This window comes from Dyella sp. KRB-257 (assembly GCF_049445995.1).
Taxonomy (GTDB): Bacteria; Pseudomonadota; Gammaproteobacteria; order Xanthomonadales; family Rhodanobacteraceae; genus Dyella_A.
Map to the genome: position 1 here is coordinate 73,369 of NZ_JBMSDZ010000005.1, position 22,377 is coordinate 95,745.

The window sequence follows — 22,377 nt, forward strand, 5'->3', positions numbered from 1 at the left end:
CGGCCCACGCTCTAGACCAGCCTGTCGGGCTGCTGGCGCGGCGTTTCGCACGACGCCCGGCAGCCGGGCAGGGGGCGTGCCGACAGGCGGTTCCGGTGTGGCGGGGCTCCACCCCACTTTTTCGCCGGCGCACCTTCCGCCACGCCGGTGGCGCAAACGGCGAGGGGCGCCACGGTGGGAGGCCCCCCTCGCCTGGTTTGCGTCGGTCAGCCGGTCAGGGCGCCGCGGCGGTGCCTGCGGCCGCTGGCTGGGTCCACAACCTCGCTTCCACCGGGCCGCCCAGCATCTGCGCGCGCACCAGCGGGATCGGCGGCCCGCCGTAGCTGAGGAACTGGTCGTGGAACGCCTTCAGCGCGTCGGTGCCGGGATGCCTGGCGATCCAGTCCTGGCGCAGCTGCATGATCATCAGCTTGCCCAGCGTGTAGTTGAGATAGGCCGGGTCGTAGGTGCCGCGGGCCGCCTGCTGGCGGGCGCTGCCCGGATCCTGGAAGGCCTTGTCTTTGAACATCTGCTCGGACTGCGCCATGGTCATGCCGCCGGTGTGCAGGCCGATCGCCGAGAGGTAGCGCACGTCGCGCAGCAGCGCGTTGGTGAGCTGGCCGATGTGTACTTCCGGGGTGGCGCCGTCGACGCCCTGGTCGAACATCATCTCCTCGGCGTAGTGCGCCCAGCCCTCGGCATAGGCGTAGCCGACGAACAGCCGGCCGAACATCCACTTGGCGCGGTTGGCGTGCAGGAACTGCAGGAAGTGGCCCGGCCACACCTCGTGCGCGGAGACGAACTCCAGCGCCGCCTTGCCCGGCACATAGGCGGCCTGGTCGGCCTTGCTCCAGTGCGGATCGGGTGGGGCAATGTAGTAGACCGACGGCAGGTTCTTCTCGTACGGGCCGGGGATCTCGATGTAGGCGAAGTTCCAGCGGTTGAACGGCGGGGCCTCTTCCACCTTGGCCTGCTCGGTACCGGGGATGGTGACGAGGTTCTTGTCGACCACGAACTGGCGCAGCGTGGCGAGCTGCTTGCGCGCGCCTTCCACCGCGCCGCCTTCGGGCTTGTCAGCGGCTTCCTTGGCCACGCAGTCGGCCAGCGGCTTGTTGGGGGCGAACTGGTCGCAGGCTTGCTTCAGCGCATCGAGGTTGCGCTGCAGGTCCGCCTCGCCGATCGCCTTGAGGCGATCCAGCGGTACGTCGACGCGTTCGGTGGCGTGCAGCATGGCGGCGAACTTGTCCGCGCCCAGCGCGTAGTTCTGCGTGGCCTGCGGCTTTTGCGCTTTCAGCCAGTCGGCCAGCTCCTGCGTGGCCGAGATGGCCGCAGCGTTGGCGGCCTTGAAGCGCGCCTGCAGGGCCGGGTCCTTCACGCCGGCGAAGATGCCCGGCACGTCGTTCTTGAAGAACGCCGCGAAGCCGCCGAACGAATTCACGCCCAGGTCGATGTACGACGCCGGCAGCGGCGTCTTGAGATTGGCCTTCACCTGCGCCAGCGCCTTGGGCAGCGCCTCCTCGTAGCTGACGAAGGCCGCCATGCGCTCGGCCAGCGGCGCGTAGGGGCGGGTCAGGTACATGCTCGGCGAGAGGTCGCCGGTGTAGTAGGCCGGGTTGGAATAGGGAAAGCCCGACTGCTCCAGCCAGAACAACTGGCCGTCGATCACGGCGAGTACGTAGTCGCGCTGGAAGCGACCGGTCGCGTCGAGCGTGTCGTCGGTGAACGCGGCAAACGCGTCGTGCTGGGCATGCAGCCAGTCGGCCGTGGCCTTGAGGCCTGCGGGGCTGTAGTCGGGCAGCTTGCCGTCGTACTCGTGCTTGCCGGCGTTGGCGGCGAACACCGGGTTGTGCTCGAACATGCCCTGGATGAAGGCATCCACGGCGGTGCCGAGCGCCACCGTCTTGTCGGTGCTGGCCCTGGCTGCCGTGGCGGCGGGCGCCGGGGCGGCAGCGTCACCCGATGGTGCGGCCTGTTCCTTCGAACAGCCGGCCAGCAGGGCGGCGGTGATGACGGCGGACAGCGTGAGAACGCGCAACGCTCGCATGGTCGACTCCCCTTGAAGACTGAGTGCCCGAGAGTAGGCGTTGCCGCGGCAGGCGGCAATCGACGGATGCGCGGCGCCCGCATCGTCTCTGCCGTCGCGATCAGCGCCGCTGCTTCCAGCGGATCCAGCGGCGCTCCGCCCAGATCAGCGCGCGCCGGACCGGGCGGCGGAGAAACGGCAGATCCTGCGCGAGCAGCAGCAGGCCCAGCGGCAGCATCCATATGCCCAGTACGGGAAGGAAGCTGAGCAGCCCGGCGAACACCAGCATCAGGCCGAGCGGGATGCGCAGCCACATCGCACCGGGCGCGCGCAGCCAGCGCACGATTCGGTACAGCCAGCGCGGAAGCACCCGCCCGAGGCGGTCCAGTTGATGGTTCAGCCGTTGCTCGTCGCGGTTCACCGGTCACTCCCTGTGGTTGCAGAACGAGGTTAGCGGCTACGGCTTTATCGGTGCCGAACGCACGCTGCATCGCGCCCGGCGCGGCGGTGCGGCAGTTGCGGTTGTGCGCGCGGCGGCGCTCAATGGCGGCAGCGATGCCACGCGCATCGGCGACCGTCCGGGAGGAGTCCGCCATGAAATCGATGACCACGCTTGTCGTTGCCGCAGCGCTCGCGCTGGCGGCCGGTGCCGCCGGCGTCGAGTCGATGTCGCTCAACCGTTTCCGCGACCGCGTGCTGCCGGTGCTGGTGAAGGTCGACACGCACGGCAAGGTGACGCGCCTGTCGTCGGCGATCGAGCTGACGCCGCGCTTCGACCGCCTGCTGCGGCAGACGGTGGGCCGGATGATCACCGGGCCGGCCATGGACCACGGCAAGCCCATGGCCAGCCAGTTCGTGATGAAGCTGGGCATGCAGGCCACGCCACGGCCGGACGGCGAATACGACGCGCGCTTCGTCTACCTGTCCAGCTCGCCGGTGCCTTCCGGCGAATGGATCTGGCAGAACGAGGACGGCCACCGCCTCGCCCTGGTGCGGGCCGACGGGCTGAACTACCGCGGCCCGCGCTATCGGCACCACGACTTCCCCGCCTGGCGCGACCCGTGGATCGGCAACCGGCCGATGCGCCAGCCGCCCCCGCCGACCCCGGCGCAGGCCGCGCCGAACAGCCGCCCCGGCCGCTGACCGATCCGGCTCAATCCCGACCCGGCGCGCCCAGCGGAAAGTAGTGGCGATACGGGCGCGCCTCGTCCACCGCGCGGGCGAACGACGGCCGCGCCAGCAGGCGCCGCCGGTAGGCGTGCACGTTGGCGAAGGTCGCATCGATCGGATGCGTCCAGTCCGCATAGAACAGGAACGGGGCGGCACCGCAGTCGGCCAGGCTGAAGCATTCGCCCACGGCCCACGTGCGCCCGGCCATGCGCCGGTCCAGCCACGCATAGGCGGTGTCGAGCATGGCGCGGGCCTCGGTCACGCCGAACGGATCGCGCTGGTCTTCTGGCCGCATGCGGTCGAACACCACCTTCTGCTGCGGTGTGGAAATGTAGTTGTCGAAGAAGCGGTCGAGCATGCGCACGTCCAACTCGGCGTCGGCATCGTCCGGCAGGAAGCGGGTGGCGCCGGGGTAGTGCAGGTCCAGGTGCTCGATGATGCAGGTGGCCTCCAGGATCGTTCGCTCGCCGTCGACCAGCACGGGGAAGCGCTTGATCGGCCACAGCGCGGTCAGCTCGGCCTGCGCCTGCGGGTCTTCCAGCATGCGCAGCTCGAATGGCGTGCCGTTCTCGTAGAGCGCCACCAGCACCTTCTGGCAATAGGACGAGAAAGGGTGGGCGTAGAGGCGGGGCAGGGCGGGCATGGGGTGTTTCTCCGGCAGGTTTCGCTGACGACGAGCGGTGGCATCGCGGATCGACAGCGTGCCGCCCGCCGACCCCGTCGTCGCGCTCCGCCGTGCCAGAATTCCCGAGGCGGGGCGCCCCGCGGGCGCCATCCGGCCGCCACGAATGGACGCCATACTGCTGCCACATCCAGGGAGAGGTTCTCATGTCACGTCTGTCGATTGCGCGGCGCCGGTCTGCCCGCTGGCCGCGGGATCTGCTTGTCCCGACGCTGTGCCTGCTGTTGCTCGCCGCCTGCGGCCGCGGCCACGAGGGCGACAAGCCAACCCTGCAGGGTGCGCCGGCAGGCTCATCCGCCTCCGTGCAGGCCGGCGACAAGGCCGGCTTCATGCTGATGTCCGGCAGCTCCTCGGTGCGCAACGACCGCACCCAGCTCGACCTGGTGTTCAACACCAGGCTGGCCTCGGCGCAGGCCTTCGACGACGTGCTCGCGGTGACCGGCCCCTCCGGCGAGCCGGTGAGCGGCAGCTGGGGCCTGAGCGACGACGGCACCACGCTGAGCTTTCCCTACGTGGCCGCCAATACGCGCTACGCGGTGGCGATCAAGCCCGGCCTGCTGGCGGCGGACGGGCGCACGCTCGGCCACGCGGTCAAGCGCGACATCTATTCCGGCAACCTGCCCGGCGCGGTGGGCTTCGCCTCGCACGGCAGCGTGCTGCCGGCGCGCGGCACGCGCGGCCTGCCGCTGGTGTCGGTGAACGTGCACGACGCCGACGTGGAGTTTTTCCGCGTGCACGAGGACGCGCTGTCGGACCTGTTCTGCGCCTACCCGCGCAACGGCCATCGCGACAGCTACGAGCTGGACCACGACCCCTACACCTACGACGCCTGCGGCCCGAACCGCCGCCGCAGCAAGCGCGCGCTCACCGACATGGCCGACTCGGTCTATGCCAACCACTACGCGCTGAAGGGTGCGCCGAACGAGCGCACGGTGACCTACCTGCCGGTGCAGCACATCCGCGAGCTGGCCGAGCCGGGCGTGTACATGGCGGTGGTCAAGGCCGCCGGCACGTTCAAGGGCGGCTACGACACGGCGACCTTCTTCGTCAGCGATCTGGGCCTGCACCTGCGGGTCTATCGCGACAACGTGCTGCTGCACGTGGCCTCGCTGCGCGACGGCACGCCGGTGGGCGGGGTTGACGTGGAGATCCGCGACGAGGCCGGCAACCCCACGCTCAAGGCCGCCACCGACGACGCCGGCAACGCGTTGATCGCCTACAAGGTGCGCGACTCGGACGTGCTGGTGGCGCGCCACGGCAAGGACATTTCGGTGCTGCCGTTCAACCGGCCGGCGCTGGACGTGTCCAACTTCGACATCACCGGACGCAAGCAGGCGCCGTTCGAGGTGTACGCGTGGTCCGGCCGCGACCTGTATCGCCCCGGCGAGACGCTGCGCGCCTCGGCGCTGCTGCGCGATGCCGACGGTCGGCCGATGAAGGCCCAGTCGCTGTTCGTGCGCGTGCGCCAGCCGGACGGTCGCACCTTGCAGGACACCCGGCTGGAGCCCAGGCAGCTCAACTACTTCGAACTCAGCGAGGCGATTCCGGCCGACGCGCCCACCGGCCTGTGGCAGCTGGAGTTCCACCTCGACCCGGCCAGCAAGGCGTCGGTGCAGGCGTTCCCCTTCCATGTGGAGGAGTTCCTGCCCGAGCGGCTGAAGGTGGCGCTGGACAGTCCGCAGCCGCGGCTGGCGCCGAGCGAGCCGCTGCAGCTGGAGGTGGCGTCGAGCTATCTCTACGGCGCGCCGGCCGACGGCAATCGCTTCACCGCCAAGCTGCTGGTGGCGCCTGAGGTGCATCCGGTGGATGCCATGAAGGACACCTTCTTCGGCGATCCCACGGTGGACCTGCCCAGGTCCGCCGCCGACGTGATCGACGCCAGGCTCGACGCGCAGGGCCAGCTTGCCCAGGACGTGCCGCTGCCCGACGACGTCAAGCCGGTGGCCCCGCTGGCCGTGACGCTGTCCGGCAGCGTGTACGAGAGCGGCGGCCGCGCGGTGACGCGCCTGCTCAAGCGCAGCTACTGGCCGGCCGACGCGCTGGTCGGCGTGCGGCCGGAGTTCGATCCCAGGCAGGGCGCGGAGAGCGAGAGCCCGGTCGGCTTCGAGATCGTGCGCGTGGACGCCGACGGCAAGCGCGTCGCCGGCAGCCACCTCAAGGTGCGCCTGCAGCGCGAGCTGCGCGACTTCTACTGGCTGTACGAGCGCGGCGGTGGCTGGAAATCCGACGCCAACCAGCGCCTGCAGCTGATCGACGAGAAGGACGTCGACGTCAGTGCCAGCGCCCACACCCGCGTGGAGTTCCCGGTGGAGTGGGGCAGCTACCGCGTCGAGGTGTACGACCCCGAGACCAAGCTCACCACCGTGTTCCCGTTCTTCGCCGGCTACAGCTGGGACGACGAGAACCTCGGCAAGGAAGCGCGCCCGGACAAGGTGAAACTGGCGCTGGACAAGGCGCGCTACCGCGCCGGCGACACCATGAAGGTCACCGTCACCCCGCCGCACGACGGCCCCGGCGTGCTGCTGGTCGAGTCCGACCACCTGCTCTACACCAGGAACATCGACGCCAGGGCCGGCGCCACCTTCGAGATTCCCGTCACCAGGGACTGGGAGCGCCACGACGTGTACGTGGTGGCGCTGGTGTTCCGCGGCGGCGAGGCGGTGGAGCACGCCACGCCGGCGCGCGCGATGGGCGTGGAATACGTGGCGATGGACCGCACTGACCGGCGCATTCCGCTCACCCTCAAGGCGCCCACGCTGATGCGTCCGGGCAACCCGCTGGACGTCACCGTGCAGGCCACCGGGCTGGCCGGCAAGCAGGCCTACGTGACGGTGTCGGCGGTGGACCAGGGCGTGATCAACATCACCGACTACGCGGTGCCCGATGCATGGTCGTGGATGTTCGCCAAGCGCGCGCTCGCCACCGAGGCCTACGACCTCTACAGCCGCCTGATCGAGGCGATGGACGGCGACACCGCGCGCCTGCGTTACGGCGGCGACATGAGCGGCGATGCGCTGCCCAAGGCCGCCCGGATCAACCCGAAGGTGCAGATCGTGGACCTGTTCGCCGGCCCGGTCGCCTTCGACGCGCAGGGCAACGCGCAAGTGCACCTGGACGTGCCCGACTTCAACGGCAGCCTGCGCGTGAGCGCGCTGGCCTACACCGACAGCCGCTTCGGCAACGCCGACGGCGCGGTTACCGTGCGCGCGCCGCTGGTGGTGGAGCCGAGCACGCCGCGGGTGATGGCCGGCGGCGACAAGGCGGTGATCAGCCTGGATCTGAAGAACCTCTCCGGCAAGGACGGCATGGCCAAGGTGCGCGTCACCGGCACCGGCCCCATCCGCATCGAGCACGGCGAGCAGACCCTCGCGCTGAAGGACGGCGCCGGCACCACGCTGACCCTGCCGGTGACCGCCGGCGCCGGTGCGGCCGTGGCGGGGGTGGACATCCATGCCCAGCTCAACGACTACCAGGTCGATCGCCACTTCGAGTTCGCCGTCCGCCCGGCCTGGCCGGAGGTGCTGCGCAACCAGCCGCTGGCGCTGGAAGCGGGCAAGGCACTGAGCATCGGCAGCGAGCTGCTGGCCGGGCTCATCCCCGACACCGTGCGCGCGCGCCTGAGCCTGAGCACGCTGCCGCCGTTGCCCTACGGTGCGGCGCTGCGCGACATGCTGCGCTATCCCTACGGCTGCATCGAGCAGACCACCAGCAAGGGCTACGCCGCGCTGATCATGGACACCGCCACGGCCAAGGCGCTGGGCGTGACACCGATGGACGACGCGGTGCGCAAGGCGGCCGTGGACAGCGCGATGGACCGCATCGCCTCGTTCCAGGCCAGCAACGGCCACTTCAGCTTCTGGGGCGGCACCAGCCCGATCGTCACCTTCACCACGCCGTATGTGGTCGACTTCCTGCTCGACGCCCGCGACGCCGGTTTCGCCGTGCCGCAGGACGTGCTGCAGAAAGCGCTGCAGCGCCTGAGCGACGACCTGCTGGCCGGTGGCCATCCGTACTACGGCTACGAGCAGCACGACCACATGCGCCTCGCTGACGAGGCGTATTCCGGCTTCGTGCTGGCCCGCGTCAACCGCGCGCCGCTGGGCACGCTGCGCGCGATCTTCGACAACGAGCGCAGCAAGCTGGTGGCGCCGCTGCCGCTGGTGCACCTGGGCGTGGCGTTCAAGCTGATGGGCGACAACGAGCGCGCGCAGAAGGCGATCGCCGAGGCGTTCGCCTGGACCAAGGAGCGCCCGTGGTACGTGGGCGACTACGGCTCGGACCTGCGCGACCTCGCGCTGATGGTGGCGCTCACCCACACCTACGGCCTCAACAAGCCCGAGTACGACGCCAAGCTGATCGACTGGGCGCGCAACGTGGACAGCCACGTGCGCGAGCGCCAGAAGCAGGATGCGCTGTACCGCTGGTCGTGGTCGTACCTCAGTACGCAGGAGCAGTCGGCGATCGCCCGTGTCGCCAAGGCCTTCGGTGCCGGCGAGGCGGCACCGCTCGCCGCCACGCTGAGCGTGGGCGGCAAGGCGGAGGCCGCGCCCGATCGCCGCGTGTGGAGCCGTGATCTCACCGCCGCCGAGTTGAAGTCCGGCGTCAGCCTGCAGTCCACCGGCAGCGCCACCATCTTCGCCACGCTCGACGTCGCCGGCGTCACCCAGCAGGCGCCGCCCGCCGACGACAGCCAGATCGACGTGCGCCGCAGCTGGTTCACCACCGACGGCAAGCCCTGGGAAGGCGACACGCTCAAGGAGGGCGACACGCTGATCGCCGAGCTCACCATCGAGGCGCGCATGGACATCCCCGACGCGCTGGTCACCGACCTGCTGCCGGGCGGGCTGGAAGTGGAGAACCTCAACCTCTCCGGCGCGCAGCAGTGGGCCGGCGTGGTCATCGACGGCATCGCGCTGGACCAGCACGACTCGGCCGCCAACGTGGTGCATGAGGAATACCGCGACGACCGCTACGCCGCTGCGCTGAAGCTCGATCGCGGCGACGCGGCCCATGTGTTCTACCTCGTGCGCGCCGTGACACCGGGCACCTACACCGTGCCGCCGCCGCTGGTGGAAGACATGTACCGCCCGGCCCTGCGCGGCATCGGCAAGGCCGAGCCGGTGAAAGTCACCGTAGTCGAGCCCTGACCCCATGATGCCCTGTAGGAGCGCACCCCTCGATCGAGTCGAGGGCAGGCTCTGTGCGCGACCGCCTCTGGCGGCTACCCGCAAAGAGCTGTCGCGCACAGGGTGCGCTCCTACGGTCGGGCGTACGCGACGGATATGACCGACGACCCTGCCGTATCGCCATCGAGGCATCGTCGCCTCCGACGCTGGCTGCGCCGTGCCGTCATCCCCCTCGGTGTGCTGCTGCTGGCGCTGCTGCTCGACCGCCTGTTCCCGCTGCATCTGCCGCCCCCGGACGGCGGCAGCACCGTGGTGCTGGCACGCGACGGCACGCCGCTGCGCGCGTTCGCCGACAGCGACGGGGTGTGGCGCTATCCGGCCACGGTCGACACCGTGTCGCCGCTGTATCTCACCGCGCTGCTGGGCTACGAGGACCGCTGGTTCTACCGTCACCCCGGCGTGAATCCGTACGCGCTGGCGCGCGGCATGGCCGGCGGCGTGCTGCACGGGCGCATCGTCTCGGGCGGCTCCACGCTCACCATGCAGGTGGCGCGCATCATCGATCCGATCCCGCACACGGTCGGCGGCAAGGCGATCCAGATCCTGCACGCGCTGCAGCTGGAAGCGCACCTGAGCAAGCGGCAGATTCTCGACCTGTACCTCAACCACGCGCCGTTCGGCGGGCCGATCGAAGGCGTCGAGGCGGCGTCCTGGGCCTACCTGGGCAAGCCGGCGAAGAACCTCTCGCGGGCCGAGGCGGCGCTGCTGGCGGTGTTGCCGCAGGCGCCGAGCCGGCTGCGGCCGGACCGCCATCCCGAAGCGGCGCGCGCCGCGCGCGACAAGGTGCTCACGCGCCTGCGCGACGAGGGCATCTGGACGGCCAGACAAGTGCGCGATGCGCGGATCGAGCCGGTGGTCGCCCGTTCGCTGCGCGCGCCGCTGTCGGCCGCGCTGCTGGCCGAGCGGCTGCATCGCGAGCAGCCCGGTATGCGGCGGATCAGCACCACCATCGACGCCAACCTGCAGCGCGCCGCCGAGGAGCGCGTGAGCAGCTACCTCGCGCGGTTGCCGCGGCACACCAGCGCCGCGCTGCTGGTGGTGGACAACGCCAGCCACGCGGCGCGCATTTATCTGGGCACCAGCGACTTTGCCGATCCGGACCGGCACGGCTACATCGACATGGTGCAGGCGCCGCGCTCGCCCGGGTCCACGCTCAAGCCCTTCCTTTACGGGCTGGCGCTGGACGACGGCCTGATCACCTCCGAGAGCCTGCTGGTGGACGCGCCGCAGGATTTCGGCGGCTATCGGCCGGGCAACTTCGACGAGGCGTTCTCCGGCCCGGTCGGCGTGGCCGAGGCGCTGCAGCGCTCGCTCAACGTGCCGGCGGTCGACGTGCTCGACCGGGTGGGGCCGAATCGCTTCGTGGCGCGGCTCGCCGCGGGCGGCCTGGATCTGGGCCTGCCGGCCGGCGCGCAGCCGAATCTGTCGATCATCCTGGGCGGTGCCTCGACACGGCTGGAGGATCTGGTGGGGGCCTATGCGGCGCTGGCCAACCGCGGCATCGCGGTGGCGCCGCGCTACACGCCGCAGCAGCCGGCACGACCGCGGCGCCTGCTGTCGCCGGGTGCGGCCTGGATCATCCGCGACGTGCTGGCGCACAACCCGGCCGACGTCGAGGGCGCGCCGCTGGAAGGCGCGGTCAACCGCCACGCCGCGGTGGCCTGGAAGACCGGCACCAGCTACGGCTACCGCGACGCGTGGGCGGTGGGCGTTGCCGACCGGTTCACCATCGGCGTATGGATCGGCCGCCCGGATGGCACGCCGTCGCCCGGCCAGTACGGCGCGATCACCGCGCTGCCGCTGCTGTTCCAGATCGCCGACATGCTGCCCGCACGCGGCCCGGCCACCCGTTTCGCGCAGCCGCCCAGCGTGCGCTCGGTGGAGATCTGCTGGCCGCTGGGCGGCGCGCGGGCGGCGACCGATCCGGCGCTGTGTCGGCAGCACCGCAGCGCCTGGGTGCTGGACGACGCGCTGCCGCCCACCTTCGCCGAGCGCGACCTCGGTGCGTGGTCGGCCGGGCTGGTGACGCTGCGGGTCGATGCGCAAGGTCGGCGACTGAGCGCCACCTGCCACGGCGCGGGCGAGCACGCGGTGCAGCTGGCGCGCTGGCCGGCGCTGGCCACACCGTGGCTGGGCCAGGACGACCGCGCCGCCTCCGCGCTGCCGCCGCAGGCACCGGGTTGCCCGGCCGACTCGCTGGACAACGCCAGCGCCATCCGCATCGCGGGCCTCGCCGACGGCGTGCGCCTGCGCCGCGCGCCCCACAGCAGCCAGCCGCTGCGCGTCACGCTCAAGGCGTTGGGGGCGACGGGCACCGTGCAGTGGTTGCTCGACGGCCGACTGCAGGGCACCACCGAGGATGCGCATTCCATCGCGCTGGCGCTTGAGCAGCCGGGCGCGCACACCATCACGGCGCTCACCGCGCGTGGTGCGTGGAGTTCGCTGCGGGTCAGCGTGGCGGCGCGCTGAATCCGGCGAGATGTCGGCTTCTCCATTCCATGGGGAGAAAAGGTTCAAGGCAGCGCCGCAGGCCCGGCATTTCTTCTTGCTCTCCCCGTGGGGGGTTTCAAGCCCGCGCGCGATCGATAAGCTCATGCATCCCTCCTTCGGAGAACGCCATGACCGCCACGCCCTGCCTGATCGGCCGCAGCAGCTCCCACTTCACCCGCGTGCCGCGCATGCTGGCGCTGGAGCTGGGCATCGACTGCGCGTTCCAGCCCGTCTACGACCTGGGCTCGCGCCACGCCGCCGACTACGGCGGCAACCCGGCCATGAAGCTGCCCGTGTTGCGGCTGGCGGACGGGCAGGTGGCGTTTGGTGCGGAGAACATCGCCCGCACCCTGGCGGAGCTCGCGCCGGGTCGGCTGCCCGTGGTGTGGACCGAGCAGTTGCCGGGGGTCGAGGCGCGCAACGCACAGGAGCTGGTGTGGCACGCGATGGCCGCGCAGGTGCAGCTGGTGTTCGGCACGCAGGCGGCCAAGCTGCCGGCCGACAACCTGTATTTCGCCAAGGCCGCCGATGGCATGGCCAACGTGCTGGCGTGGCTGGATGCGCGCATCGACGCGGTGCTCGCCACGCTGCCGGCGTCGCGCAGCCTGAGCCTGCTCGAACTCACCCTGTTCTGCCTGATCGAGCATCTGCGCTTCCGTCCCACCGTGACACTGGACGTGTACCCGACCCTGGCGCGCTTCACCGACACCTTCGGCCAGCGCGCCTCGGCGCAGCAGACGACGTACCGCTTCGATACGCCGCCGGCTGCGTAAGGGCTAGAACGTCAGCACGATCTTGCCGAAGTGCTGGCCCGAGGCCTCGTGGCGGAACGCGTCGGCGATCTCCTCCAGCGCGAACGCGCGGTCGATCACCGGGCGCAGCGCGCCCGCGTCGATGGCGGCGATCATCTCCTGCTGGTGCGTGCGGCTGCCCACGATGATGCCCTGCAGTCGCGCCTGCCTGGCCATCAGCGCCGCGGTGGGAATCTCGCCGCCACGGCCGGTGAGCACGCCGATAAGCGAGATGTGCCCGCCGATGCGCACCGCCTCGATCGACTGCGGCAGCGTGCCGGGGCCGCCGACCTCGATCACGTGGTCCACGCCGCGCCCGGCGGTGAGCTCGCGCACGCGCCGGCCCCACGCGGGTTCACTTGTGTAGTTGATGACGTGCTCGGCACCCAGCGCAGCCAGCCGTTCGAGCTTGGCGTCGGAGGAGGAGGTGGCGATTACCCGCGCGCCCATCAGCCGGGCGAACTGCAGCGCGAAGATCGACACGCCGCCGGTGCCCAGCGTGAGTACGGTGTCGCCGGCCTTGAGGCCGCCTTCCACCACCAGCGCGCGCCATGCGGTGACGGCGGCGGTGGTGAGCGTGCTCGCCTCGGCGTGACTCCAGTGGCGCGGTGCATGTGTGAACCAGGCCGCCGGCCGCACCACGGCCTCGCGCGCATAGCCGTCGACGCCGTCGCCGGGCGTACCGGCAAAGTTGTCGATGCGCGCGGGGCCGTCCAGCCAGTGCGGGAAGAAGGTCGATACCACCGCATCGCCCGTGCGGAACTCCTCCGCGCCCGCACCCACCGCCTCCACCACGCCCGCGCCGTCGGCCATCGGGATACGGCCGTCGGCGGTGGGGATCATGCCGGCCACCACCGCGTAGTCGTGGAAATTGAGCGAGCTGGCGTGCACTCGCACGCGGATCTCGCCGGGGCCGGGCGCTCCCGGGTCGGCGGCGTCTACCAGGGCCAGCTGCGCCAGCCCGCCGGGGCGCTTCAGCACGATCTGTTTCATGGGGATGCCTCGTTGCGGGTTGAACCATCAGACATGCGGTCGCGTCCGGCGCGTGCCAAGGGACCGGCCGTATGCAGCGCATCGCCCGGCGCTGAAAGCAGCCTGCAAGATGCGCCTGCAAGCATGCTGAGGCCGCCATCGAGGGCGGATGTCAGGAGTCGATTCGGTGGCCGTTCCATCTCCACAGGACGATCCAGGCTCCGGCGTGCGCGCCGTGTTCGCGCGGCTGCTCGGGCTGTACGCACTGCTGCTGTATCCGCTCCTGCACGCCGATCGTCCCTACAACGACGATCTCAAGCGTGCGCTGCTGGGCCGGGCCAGTTGGGATTCCAACGGCCGTCCGCTGACCACGCTACTGATGCGCGCCCTGCAGTGCTACGACCACACCATGGTCGACATCGCGCCGCTGCCGCAGATCGGCGCGATCGTGCTGCTCGCCTGGACCGGCGCGCGGCTGGCGCGGCGCTTCACCGACGCCTCGCCGTGGCTGGCTGCGCTGCTGGTGTTTCCGCTGGGCGCCCAGCCGTTTTTCCTGGAAAACCTGTCCTACCAGTTCGATGCGCTGAGCATGGCGCTGGCGATCTGGCTGGCTGTGTGGCCACTGCTGATGCCCACGACGCGGCGCGGCAGCGGCTGGGGCATCGCGAGCCTGTTCGGCGCGCTGTGCCTCTACCAGCCGGCGATCAACGTGTTCCTGGTGCTGGCGCTGGCCGAGCTGGTGCTCACGCAGGCTGCCGCCGCCGCGGCGGTCTCGGGGCTGCGCACGCTGCTCCGTCGCGCCGTGCAGGTTACGGTGGCGATGGCGGTCTACGAGCTGCTGGTGGGCATGCACATCAGCGGTTGGGTGAAGCAGCAAGCGGCGCCCATCCACGGCTGGCGCGAGATTCCGCGCATCGCCGACAACTTTGTCGCGTTCCATGGCTTTATCGGCCGCTCGTTCAACGGCCACTGGTGGGCGGTCTTCGGAATCCTGGCGATGCTGCTCGCGCTGGCCTGCGTGATGGTGGGTGTGCGCCATGCCCGGCCGCGAGACCCGCATCGACCGCACGGGCAGCGCGCGCTGCTGGTGGCGCTGGCGTTCGCCATGCCGTTGGTCGCGATGATCGCTGCGCTGGGGCCGATGCTGCTGCTGCGCGCCCCGGAGATCCAGCCGCGCGTGCTGATCGGCATCGGCGCGCTGCTGGCCTCGGGCCTGCTGGTGCTGCGCGTGGCACTGCGTCCGTGGGCGTGGGCGTGGGGCGATCGCGCCTGCGCCGCGGTGGCCGGCGCGTTCGCGCTCGGCATGGGGGTGATCGCCAGTGCCTACGGCAGCGCAATGGCCGACCAGCAGCGCTTCGAGCGGCACGTCGCCGCGCATCTGGCGGACGATCTGGCCGCGTGGCCGGCGGCGACATCGATTCGTCGTCTGGTGGTGACCGGATCGACCGGTTTCGCGCCGCTGGCCGAGCACGTGGCCGGCGAATTTCCGCTGATGCACACGCTGGTGCCGACCTACCTCGATGCCACCCACCGCTTCGCCACCAGCGGCTGGCTGATGTTCTACCTGCCGCAGTGGGTGGATGCGCGTCACCCGCAGCTCAACCGGCCGCTGGCTGGCGACGCCGCCCTGGCAGCGCGCTGCGCCACCGCGCCCGATCGCGTGGCGGTCGGCTACCGCCTGTGCGTGCAGGACGGCACCGCGCTGGTGCAGTTCCAGCCGCCTGCGTTGCCGACGGCGGACGAGCGGCGCTGAGCGCGCACCCGATCAGCCCCGACGCTCAGTCAGCCCAATGCGCGTTCGCCCCCCGGCGTTGGGCCGCAGGGCCGGAGCCGAAGGCTGCATGGAGGCGGGCGCTGCGGCTCCGCTTGCTGGCGCATGTCCGGCCATCGCGATCACGGCGCAGAGCACACAATGTCGCCGGCTTGAATGACGCATGAGTGCTCAGCGCCCGGGGCCGTCGATGCGCGCGCCGTCCAGGTCGTGGTGCGAGGCGTTCTGCGGCTCGGGCCCCTGCAGGCGGATGCGCAGGGCCAGGTCGGTCTGCGAGTCGGCGTGCTCGATCGCCTCGGCGTAGCCGATGCGGCCGGTGGCGTAGAGCCGGTAGAGCGATTCGTCGAAGGTGAGCATGCCGTGCTCCAGGCTCTGCTTCATCGCTTCCTTGATGGTGTAGATCTCGCCCTTCTCGATCAGGTCGGCCACGTACGGCGTGGACAAGAGGATCTCCACCGCCGGCACGCGCCTGCCCTCCACGCTGCGCAGAAGGCGCTGCGACACCACGCCCTTGAGGTTGAGCGAGAGGTCGATCAACAGCTGGTGACGGGACGAATCGGGGAAGAAATTGATGATGCGGTCCAGCGTCTGGTTGGCGTTGTTCGCATGCAGGGTGGACAGGCACAGGTGGCCGGTTTCGGCATAGGCGATGGCCGCCTGCATGGTCTCGCGATCACGGATCTCGCCGATCATGATCACGTCCGGCGCCTGGCGCATGGCGTTCTTCAGCGCGCTGGCATAGCTCAGCGTGTCCAGCCCCACCTCACGCTGGTCCACCATCGACTGCTTGTGCGTGTGCAGGAACTCGATCGGCTCCTCCACCGTGAGCATGTGGCCGGTCTTGTGCTGGTTGCGGTAGTCGATCATCGAGGCCAGCGTGGTCGACTTGCCCGAGCCGGTGGAGCCCACCACCAGGATCAGCCCGCGCGGCTGCATGATCAGCTCGCGCAGGATCGGTGGCAGGTTGAGCGATTCGATCGAGGGAATCTCGCTGGTGATGTAGCGCACCGCCAGCGCCACGTGCCCGCGCTGGCGGTAGACGTTGACGCGGAAGCGGCCGGCGTCGGCCACGCCGATGGCGAGGTTCATCTCCATCGTGGCCTCGAACTCGCGCTGCTGTTTGTCGCTCATCACCGAATAGGCGAGGTCGCGCACCGTCTCGGCCGACAGCGGCGCCTCGCCCAGGTGGCGGGTTTCGCCGTCGATCTTGATGTTCGGCGGCGCGCCCACCGAAAAGAACAGGTCCGAAGCCTTCTTCTCGGCCATCCCGTGCAGGAACTGCGTCAGCTCGGTCGACATGCTCGGTTCTCCCGCGGCAGATGGTGCATGCTACTGCGCGGGCCGCATCCGGCGATCAGGCGGGGATATCGACGTGGAAGAGCACAAGGCCGGCAGCCTGGCCTGCGTAGGCGTGGGCATGATGCTGGGCGCGCACCTGACACCGCGGGCGCGCAGCTGTATCGAGCAGGCGGACGTGGTGTTCGTGCTGGTCGCCGACGCGCTGATGGAGGAATGGGTGCGCCGGATGAATCCCGACGTGCGCAGCCTGCAGCCGTTCTATCGCGAAGGCATGTCGCGCATGCACAGCTACCGCGGCATGGTCGAGGCGATGCTGGCCGAAGTGCGTGCCGGCAAGCGGGTGTGCGGGGCGTTCTATGGGCATCCGGGCGTGTTTGCGTGGGTGCCGCATCGCGCCATTGCGCAGGCCAGGGCTCAGGGCCACTCCGGATGGATGGAGCCGGGCATATCGGCTGAGGATTGCCTTTACGCGGACCTCGGGGTAGACCCCGGAACCGTTGGCTGCCAGCACTACGAAGCAACCCGCTTCATGCTCTATCGACGGCGCATCGATCCGGCTGCATGGCTGGTGTTGTGGCAGGTCGGGGTGGCCGGCGATCGCTCTTTGGCTCGCCCGATCACGGGTGAGGCGCATCGAAGGGTGCTGGTCGACCTTTTGGAGGCGGACTACCCACCCGAGCATGAGGTCATCCTGTACCGGGCGGCCACGCTCCCGACGCAGCAACCCTTGATTCGTCGAATGCCGTTGTCGCGGTTGCCGCACGCAGCGGTCGATCCGCTTGACACCCTGGTCATGCCCCCCGTCGAGACGCTCCTGCCCGGTCCCCAGGTGGCGCGCCGCCTTGCCGGGTTGGCGGCATCGCCCATCCCATCAGGGGGTACGACATGAGGGGGCGTTAAACGAGTAACGGAGTCGGCGCTATGCTTGGCCGGGCGCCCAGGATGGATTCGCATTTCGCTTGTTCAGTTTGCCGGGCGTCGAAGGGGGGGGGGAGATGGACGATATCGTCGAAACGCTGGAACGGCTCGGCGCGCAAGCGCCGTGGGGCGCGGTCGAGGAGGCCGGTGCAGATGATGCCGGCGTGCTGTCGCGCAAGGGGATGCCGGCTGGGCCGATGGCATATGCCACGGGCGGTCAGCCGCTCAATGGCATGGTCTTCCCGGCAGAAGAAGAAGAGGAGCAGGAAGAACAGGGCGGCGAAGACGAGCAGTCGCCGCCAGCGGCACCGTCGGAGTAATCGCGCTGGTGGTGTCCAAGGGAAGCGCCTGCATGAAGCGGAAAGCAGCCACCGCCTCGCGGTGGCTGCTCGGTGTCCTTTTGTCTTGCGCTGGCGCAGCCCATGCCGAGGCTGAAGCAACGCGTGACCCGGCGGCCGAGGCGTTGTTCGCCCGGGCCGAGGCGATCAAGGTCTCGGACAATACCGGCTTCAGGCAGTTGCTTGTCGACTTGTCCGCGCGCCGCGCTGGCATGAATGACGCGCAGCGCTGGCACCTGGCCTACCTGCAAGGTTGGCAGGACGTATATCGGGGCGAATACGAGGCGAGCGCGGCCGTACTGAGGAAGGTGCTCGACGGTGCGCCGGACCCCACCCTGCGTTTCCGCGCCCGCGCCACCCTGATCAACCCTCTGGCCGCAACTCACCAGTACGAGCCGGCATACCGAGAACTGGACCGTCTGCTCAAGGATCTGCCGTCGATCGACGATCCTGCCGTGCGATTCCAGGGCATCGGCGAGGCCACGCAGCTGCTCGTGGCCGCGGGCCAGGCGGACCTCGCCACCCATTACGCGCGCCTTGGAGTCGCCTTGGAGCCGCAAGGCATCAGCGCCTGTCAGGCCAGCTATCTGCTGATCATGGCGATGTCCTCGGCACACACGCTGCCCCCTGATGATCCCGGCTATGAGCAAGGGATCGATGCCTGCGTGGCCTCGGACAATCTGTTCTGGGCGGACGCGATTCGCCTCATCCATGCCCAGACGCTCATCCGGCTGGAGCAGATCCGGCCGGCCCTGACGATCCTGCAGCGATTCCAGGCCGAGGTGGCGTCATCAGGCTACGGAGCCCTCACCCACGACTGGGCGGCGACCTGGGCCGATGCCCTGTACCGCAGCGGCGACCTCGATGGCGCGTATCGGCGTGCGCGACAGTCCGTACCCGAGCAGTTGCCTGCCGTACCGACGCCTCTGCTGGCGCGGGCCTACCAAGTACTTTACGAGGTGGCCAAGCGGCGAGGCGACATGGCCGAGGCGCTGGACTGGCACGAGCGCTACGTGGATGCCGACAAGCATTATCTCGACACGGTCAGTGCCTCGTCGCTGGCCTACCAGCGGGTGAAGCAGGAAGTTGACGGCAAGTTGAGGCAACTGCAGAAGGCGGAGGACAGCAACCGCATCCTGCAGCTGCAGCAGGCGCTGGACCGCAAGGCGGTGCAGGCCAGCCGGCTCTCGATCATCCTGCTGCTCACCGTGCTGGCTTCGGTGGTGTTCTGGCTGGTCCGGCTCAAGCGCTCGCAGAAGCGCTTCATGCGACTGGCGCGCCACGACGGCCTCACCGGCATCTTCAACCGCCAACACTTCGTGGAGCAGGCCGAACGGATGCTGGCGGCGGCACAGCGCGAAGGCAGTCACCTCTGCCTGCTGCTGCTGGACCTGGACCATTTCAAGCTGATCAACGACGCCCATGGGCACGCTTTCGGCGACCTGGTGCTCAAGCGTGCGGTGGCGGTGTGCCACGACCACCTGCGCAACAGCGACATCTTCGGTCGACTCGGCGGCGAGGAGTTCGGCATCCTGCTGCCGGGAGTGTCGTTGACCACCGTCCGGCAGCGCGCCGAAGCCATCCGCAGCACCATCGCGGCCACCTCGGACGACGAAGACACCCGCGGGGTGGTGATTTCCGCCAGTCTCGGCGTGGCCTCCACCGAACATGCCGGCTATGACCTGCGGCAACTGCTGGCCGACGCGGACAACGCGCTGTATCGCGCCAAGCGCAGCGGCCGCAACCGCGTCGAGCTGGACATGCTGGCGTTCGGCCAGCAGGTCGCGACCTGACGCATTCCGTGCCGTTGCCGGACCGATTGGATCGATCACGCGGTCGCGCAACCTTTCCCATCGACCTGTCGCTCGCATCGCTTCCGGCGCGGCTGGCGTCGGTGGGCCGCCACTCTGGCAGAATCGGACGTCCATCCGTCCCAAGGGAACATCCATGACTCGTGCCGCATCCGCGCCGTCCGCCTCGACGCGCCGCGTGCTGCTCGCCAGCCTGATCGGCACCACCATCGAGTTTTTCGACTTCTACATCTACGCCACCGCGGCGGTGCTGGTGTTCCCGGCGCTGTTCTTCCCGTCGTCCGATGCCACCTCGGCGACGCTGCAGTCGCTGGCCACGTTCGCGCTGGCGTTCTTCGCGCGGCCGGTGGGCTCGGCGGTGTTCGGCCACTTCGGCGACCGCATCGGGCGCAAGGCCACGCTGGTGGCCGCCTTGCTGACGATGGGCATCTCCACGGTCACCATCGGACTGCTGCCCACCTACGCGAGCATCGGCGTGGCGGCCCCGGCGCTGCTGGCGCTGTGCCGCTTCGGGCAGGGCCTGGGGCTGGGCGGCGAGTGGGGCGGGGCGGTGCTGCTGGCGATCGAGAACGCGCCGCCGGGCAGGCGCGCCTGGTACGGCATGTTTCCGCAGCTCGGTGCGCCGATCGGGTTCTTCCTCTCCGCCGGGCTGTTCCTGTGGCTGACCCAGGGTATCGGCGAGGCGGCGTTCCTCGCCTGGGGCTGGCGCGTACCGTTCCTCGCCAGTGCGGTGCTGGTGGCGGTGGGCCTGTGGATACGCCTGAGGCTGCACGAGACGCCGGCCTTCGCCCGCGCCATGGCGCGGCACGAGCGCGTGCGGCTGCCGATGCTGGCGGTGGTGACGCGCCACACGCGCGCGTTGATCGCCGGCACCTTCGTGGCGCTGGCCACCTTCGTGCTGTTCTACCTGATGACCGTATTCAGCCTCAGCTGGGCCACCAGCCGCCTGGGCTACTCGCGCGAGGAATTCCTGCTGCTGCAGATGGTGGGCGTGCTGTTTTTCGCGTTGACGATTCCCCTGTCGGCGTGGCTGGCCGATCGCCGCGGGGCGCGCTACATGATGGTGCTGTCCACCGCGCTGATCCTTGCGTTCGGCCTGCTGTTCGCGCCGCTGTTCGCCGCCGGCAGTGCGCTGCGGGTGCTGCTGTTCCTGGCGCTGGGGCTGGGTGTGATGGGGCTGACCTACGGGCCGCTGGGCACGGTGCTGGCGCGGCTGTTTCCGGTGCCGGTGCGCTATACCGGCGCCTCGCTGGCGTTCAACCTGGCCGGCATCTTCGGCGCCTCGCTGGCGCCGTATCTGGCGACGTGGCTGGCGGCGCGTCACGGGTTGGCGTCGGTGGGCTACTATCTGGCCGGCTCGGCGCTGCTGACCCTGCTGGCATTGTGGGCGATGCCGGCGGTGGCGGCCGAGGCCGAGGAGCGTGGGCCGTAGAAACGTTCGCGACGAAGAGCTTTGCAGCCCGAATGGCTTCTATGGTCCACGCTCCTCGGAGTAAGCGGCGCTCACTCAAGTCTGCACGAACCGGGTCGCTATCCCTGCGTGAACAGATCATCCGTCCGCGTCGATGCCTCGCCCCGCGATGACGCGCACGGCGGCTCCGCGCGCCATTTCTGCCCGCGCGCGCATGGCCCATGCTGAACCTTTCCGTCTTGCCCGATCTGCTTGCCATCGGCGGGCTGGTGACGGTGTTTGCCGCGCTGCTGCGACGCACGCAGCAGACGCGGTTGCGCTACTGGCTGGTGGGCTGGGTGATGATCCTGGTGCACATCATTGCCCAACTGGTCTACCTCAACGTGCCGATGCTGGCGCAACCGGGCGAGGCGGTATCGCTCTCGATGCTGCTGCTCACCAGCGTGGCGTTCATCTGGGCCGGGCACGATCGCCACGCGGGACGGAGCAGCAGTTTCGTCGGCACCCTGCTGGCCTCCACCCCGGACGTGCTGTTCGTGGTGCTGCTGGCGGGGGGAGTCGAAGACCACCGGGTCTTCCTGGGCCTGACCGTGCTGGCCGCCGCTGCCGCCCTGGAGTTGTTTCGCGCCGATCGCCGCAGCTCCGTGCGGCGGGATCGCTGGCCGCTGACCGCCGGCATCGTGCTGGCCTACGTCGTCCAGGCGCTGCTGGTGCAGTTCGCCACGATCGAGTGGGCGCTGATCTGGATGCTGTACTGGCACTACCTGCTGGTGGCGTACTTCTTCTGGCACGGCGCCACCTCGCGCACGCGCGGCGTGTGGTTCACCACCGTCAGCTTCGTCGCATGGGCATTGGTGTTTCCGGTTGCTGCGGTGCTGGATCGCTGGGCGCCGGGTCTGCAGATCCAGAGTGGAGCCTGGAACCTGCCCAAATTCCTCGTGGCCACCGGCATGATCTTCACCGTGCTGGAAGAGCAACTGGGCGAGGCCAAGCACGACGCCATGCACGATGAGCTCACTGGCCTGCCCAATCGCCGGCTGTTTGCGCGGCGTCTCGATGCCGCCCTGAGCCGCGCGCGCCAGCGCAGCGAGAGACTGGTGGTGCTGGTGATCGACATGGACGACTTCAAGCAGATCAACGACACCCGCGGCCACGCCACCGGCGATGCGCTGCTGGCCGCGGCCGCCGAGTGCTTGCGTGCACGCCTGCGTGGTACCGACACGCTGGCCCGCATCGGTGGAGACGAGTTCGCCGCCATCCTTCCCGACGTGGATAGCCGCGAAGCGGTGGCTGCGCTGGTGAGGAAACTGCAGGCGGCACTGCACCACGGCCTGGACGTGCAGGGCGAACGCATCGCCGTGCATGCCAGCATCGGTGCGGCCTTCTACCCCGACGACGGCTCGGACGAAGCCAGCCTTTACGTTGCTGCCGACCGCGCCATGTATGCCCACAAGCTGGGCGCACGCGAGCCGCAAGCGGACTGAGATCGCTTGTGTTGCGCGTCGCGCGGCACCACCCTGCATCCGCAGGGCAGAC

Annotated in this window: 15 protein-coding genes; 10 read left to right on the top strand and 5 right to left on the bottom strand. The window is 69.7% G+C overall.

Annotation, left to right across the window (positions count from 1 at the left end; all coding sequences use genetic code 11):
• Positions 1-214: 214 nt before the first annotated feature.
• Positions 215-2,023, bottom strand: a complete 1,809-nt coding sequence (locus ACO2Q2_RS05305; protein WP_423254739.1) for a DUF885 domain-containing protein — start codon at positions 2,021-2,023, stop codon at positions 215-217.
• 100 nt (positions 2,024-2,123) lie between these two features.
• A complete protein-coding gene (locus tag ACO2Q2_RS05310) occupies positions 2,124-2,423 on the bottom strand; it encodes a hypothetical protein (protein ID WP_423254740.1) in 300 nt (99 codons plus the stop codon).
• A gap of 173 nt (positions 2,424-2,596) precedes the next feature.
• Here ACO2Q2_RS05310 and ACO2Q2_RS05315 point away from each other — a divergent pair, with 173 nt between their 5' ends.
• Positions 2,597-3,145 carry a hypothetical protein gene (locus ACO2Q2_RS05315; RefSeq protein WP_423254741.1) on the top strand — a complete coding sequence of 183 codons (549 nt, stop codon included), beginning with the start codon at positions 2,597-2,599 and terminating at the stop codon, positions 3,143-3,145.
• A gap of 10 nt (positions 3,146-3,155) precedes the next feature.
• Here the strand turns inward: ACO2Q2_RS05315 and ACO2Q2_RS05320 are convergent, their stop codons facing one another.
• On the bottom strand, positions 3,156-3,815 hold the full coding sequence (locus ACO2Q2_RS05320; RefSeq protein WP_423254742.1) for a glutathione S-transferase family protein: 660 nt from the start codon (positions 3,813-3,815) through the stop codon (positions 3,156-3,158).
• Between the two features lie 185 nt (positions 3,816-4,000).
• Between ACO2Q2_RS05320 and ACO2Q2_RS05325 the strand changes: the two genes are divergently transcribed.
• The 3 genes from ACO2Q2_RS05325 to ACO2Q2_RS05335 all read left to right on the top strand — a co-directional run bounded on the left by ACO2Q2_RS05325 (position 4,001) and on the right by ACO2Q2_RS05335 (position 12,303).
• Positions 4,001-9,001, top strand: a complete 5,001-nt coding sequence (locus ACO2Q2_RS05325; RefSeq protein WP_423254743.1) for an MG2 domain-containing protein — start codon at positions 4,001-4,003, stop codon at positions 8,999-9,001.
• A gap of 135 nt (positions 9,002-9,136) precedes the next feature.
• Entirely contained in the window at positions 9,137-11,509 is a 2,373-nt protein-coding gene (gene pbpC, locus ACO2Q2_RS05330; protein WP_423254744.1) for a penicillin-binding protein 1C, read from the top strand.
• A gap of 149 nt (positions 11,510-11,658) precedes the next feature.
• Positions 11,659-12,303 carry a glutathione S-transferase N-terminal domain-containing protein gene (locus tag ACO2Q2_RS05335; protein WP_423254745.1) on the top strand — a complete coding sequence of 215 codons (645 nt, stop codon included), beginning with the start codon at positions 11,659-11,661 and terminating at the stop codon, positions 12,301-12,303.
• Positions 12,304-12,306: 3 nt separating this feature from the next.
• On the opposite strand, the gene ACO2Q2_RS05340 is transcribed toward ACO2Q2_RS05335, so the two are convergent.
• Positions 12,307-13,314 carry a zinc-dependent alcohol dehydrogenase family protein gene (locus tag ACO2Q2_RS05340; protein WP_423254746.1) on the bottom strand — a complete coding sequence of 336 codons (1,008 nt, stop codon included), beginning with the start codon at positions 13,312-13,314 and terminating at the stop codon, positions 12,307-12,309.
• 166 nt (positions 13,315-13,480) lie between these two features.
• On the opposite strand from ACO2Q2_RS05340, the gene ACO2Q2_RS05345 reads away from it, so the two are divergent.
• On the top strand, positions 13,481-15,046 hold the full coding sequence (locus tag ACO2Q2_RS05345) for a glucosyltransferase domain-containing protein (protein WP_423254747.1): 1,566 nt from the start codon (positions 13,481-13,483) through the stop codon (positions 15,044-15,046).
• 189 nt (positions 15,047-15,235) lie between these two features.
• On the opposite strand, the gene ACO2Q2_RS05350 is transcribed toward ACO2Q2_RS05345, so the two are convergent.
• Entirely contained in the window at positions 15,236-16,363 is a 1,128-nt protein-coding gene (locus ACO2Q2_RS05350) for a PilT/PilU family type 4a pilus ATPase (RefSeq protein WP_423254748.1), read from the bottom strand.
• A 73-nt stretch (positions 16,364-16,436) separates the two neighbouring features.
• Here ACO2Q2_RS05350 and ACO2Q2_RS05355 point away from each other — a divergent pair, with 73 nt between their 5' ends.
• The 5 genes from ACO2Q2_RS05355 (at position 16,437) to ACO2Q2_RS05375 (ending at position 22,325) form a co-directional block, all read left to right on the top strand.
• Positions 16,437-17,252, top strand: coding sequence for an SAM-dependent methyltransferase (locus tag ACO2Q2_RS05355; RefSeq protein ID WP_423254749.1), 816 nt, complete (start codon positions 16,437-16,439; stop codon positions 17,250-17,252).
• 106 nt (positions 17,253-17,358) lie between these two features.
• Positions 17,359-17,601: a hypothetical protein gene (locus tag ACO2Q2_RS05360; RefSeq protein WP_423254750.1), complete on the top strand. Its 243-nt coding sequence runs from the start codon at positions 17,359-17,361 to the stop codon at positions 17,599-17,601.
• A 32-nt stretch (positions 17,602-17,633) separates the two neighbouring features.
• Positions 17,634-19,412, top strand: a complete 1,779-nt coding sequence (locus ACO2Q2_RS05365; RefSeq protein WP_423254751.1) for a GGDEF domain-containing protein — start codon at positions 17,634-17,636, stop codon at positions 19,410-19,412.
• A gap of 154 nt (positions 19,413-19,566) precedes the next feature.
• Complete coding sequence (locus ACO2Q2_RS05370; protein WP_423254752.1) at positions 19,567-20,862, top strand: MFS transporter; 1,296 nt, start codon at positions 19,567-19,569, stop codon at positions 20,860-20,862.
• A gap of 200 nt (positions 20,863-21,062) precedes the next feature.
• Positions 21,063-22,325 carry a diguanylate cyclase domain-containing protein gene (locus ACO2Q2_RS05375; protein ID WP_423254753.1) on the top strand — a complete coding sequence of 421 codons (1,263 nt, stop codon included), beginning with the start codon at positions 21,063-21,065 and terminating at the stop codon, positions 22,323-22,325.
• Positions 22,326-22,377 lie beyond the last annotated feature (52 nt).

Excerpts from the sequence above, each read along its gene's own strand:
- ACO2Q2_RS05305 (WP_423254739.1), bottom strand. The coding sequence starts at position 2,023 with ATGCGAGCGTTGCGCGTTCTCACGCTGTCCGCCGTCATCACCGCCGCC.
- ACO2Q2_RS05315 (WP_423254741.1), top strand. The coding sequence starts at position 2,597 with ATGAAATCGATGACCACGCTTGTCGTTGCCGCAGCGCTCGCGCTGGCG.
- ACO2Q2_RS05320 (WP_423254742.1), bottom strand. The coding sequence starts at position 3,815 with ATGCCCGCCCTGCCCCGCCTCTACGCCCACCCTTTCTCGTCCTATTGC.
- ACO2Q2_RS05325 (WP_423254743.1), top strand. The coding sequence starts at position 4,001 with ATGTCACGTCTGTCGATTGCGCGGCGCCGGTCTGCCCGCTGGCCGCGG.
- pbpC (WP_423254744.1), top strand. The coding sequence starts at position 9,137 with ATGACCGACGACCCTGCCGTATCGCCATCGAGGCATCGTCGCCTCCGA.
- ACO2Q2_RS05335 (WP_423254745.1), top strand. The coding sequence starts at position 11,659 with ATGACCGCCACGCCCTGCCTGATCGGCCGCAGCAGCTCCCACTTCACC.
- ACO2Q2_RS05340 (WP_423254746.1), bottom strand. The coding sequence starts at position 13,314 with ATGAAACAGATCGTGCTGAAGCGCCCCGGCGGGCTGGCGCAGCTGGCC.
- ACO2Q2_RS05350 (WP_423254748.1), bottom strand. The coding sequence starts at position 16,363 with ATGTCGACCGAGCTGACGCAGTTCCTGCACGGGATGGCCGAGAAGAAG.
- ACO2Q2_RS05360 (WP_423254750.1), top strand. The coding sequence starts at position 17,359 with ATGGACGATATCGTCGAAACGCTGGAACGGCTCGGCGCGCAAGCGCCG.
- ACO2Q2_RS05365 (WP_423254751.1), top strand. The coding sequence starts at position 17,634 with ATGAAGCGGAAAGCAGCCACCGCCTCGCGGTGGCTGCTCGGTGTCCTT.
- ACO2Q2_RS05370 (WP_423254752.1), top strand. The coding sequence starts at position 19,567 with ATGACTCGTGCCGCATCCGCGCCGTCCGCCTCGACGCGCCGCGTGCTG.
- ACO2Q2_RS05375 (WP_423254753.1), top strand. The coding sequence starts at position 21,063 with ATGCTGAACCTTTCCGTCTTGCCCGATCTGCTTGCCATCGGCGGGCTG.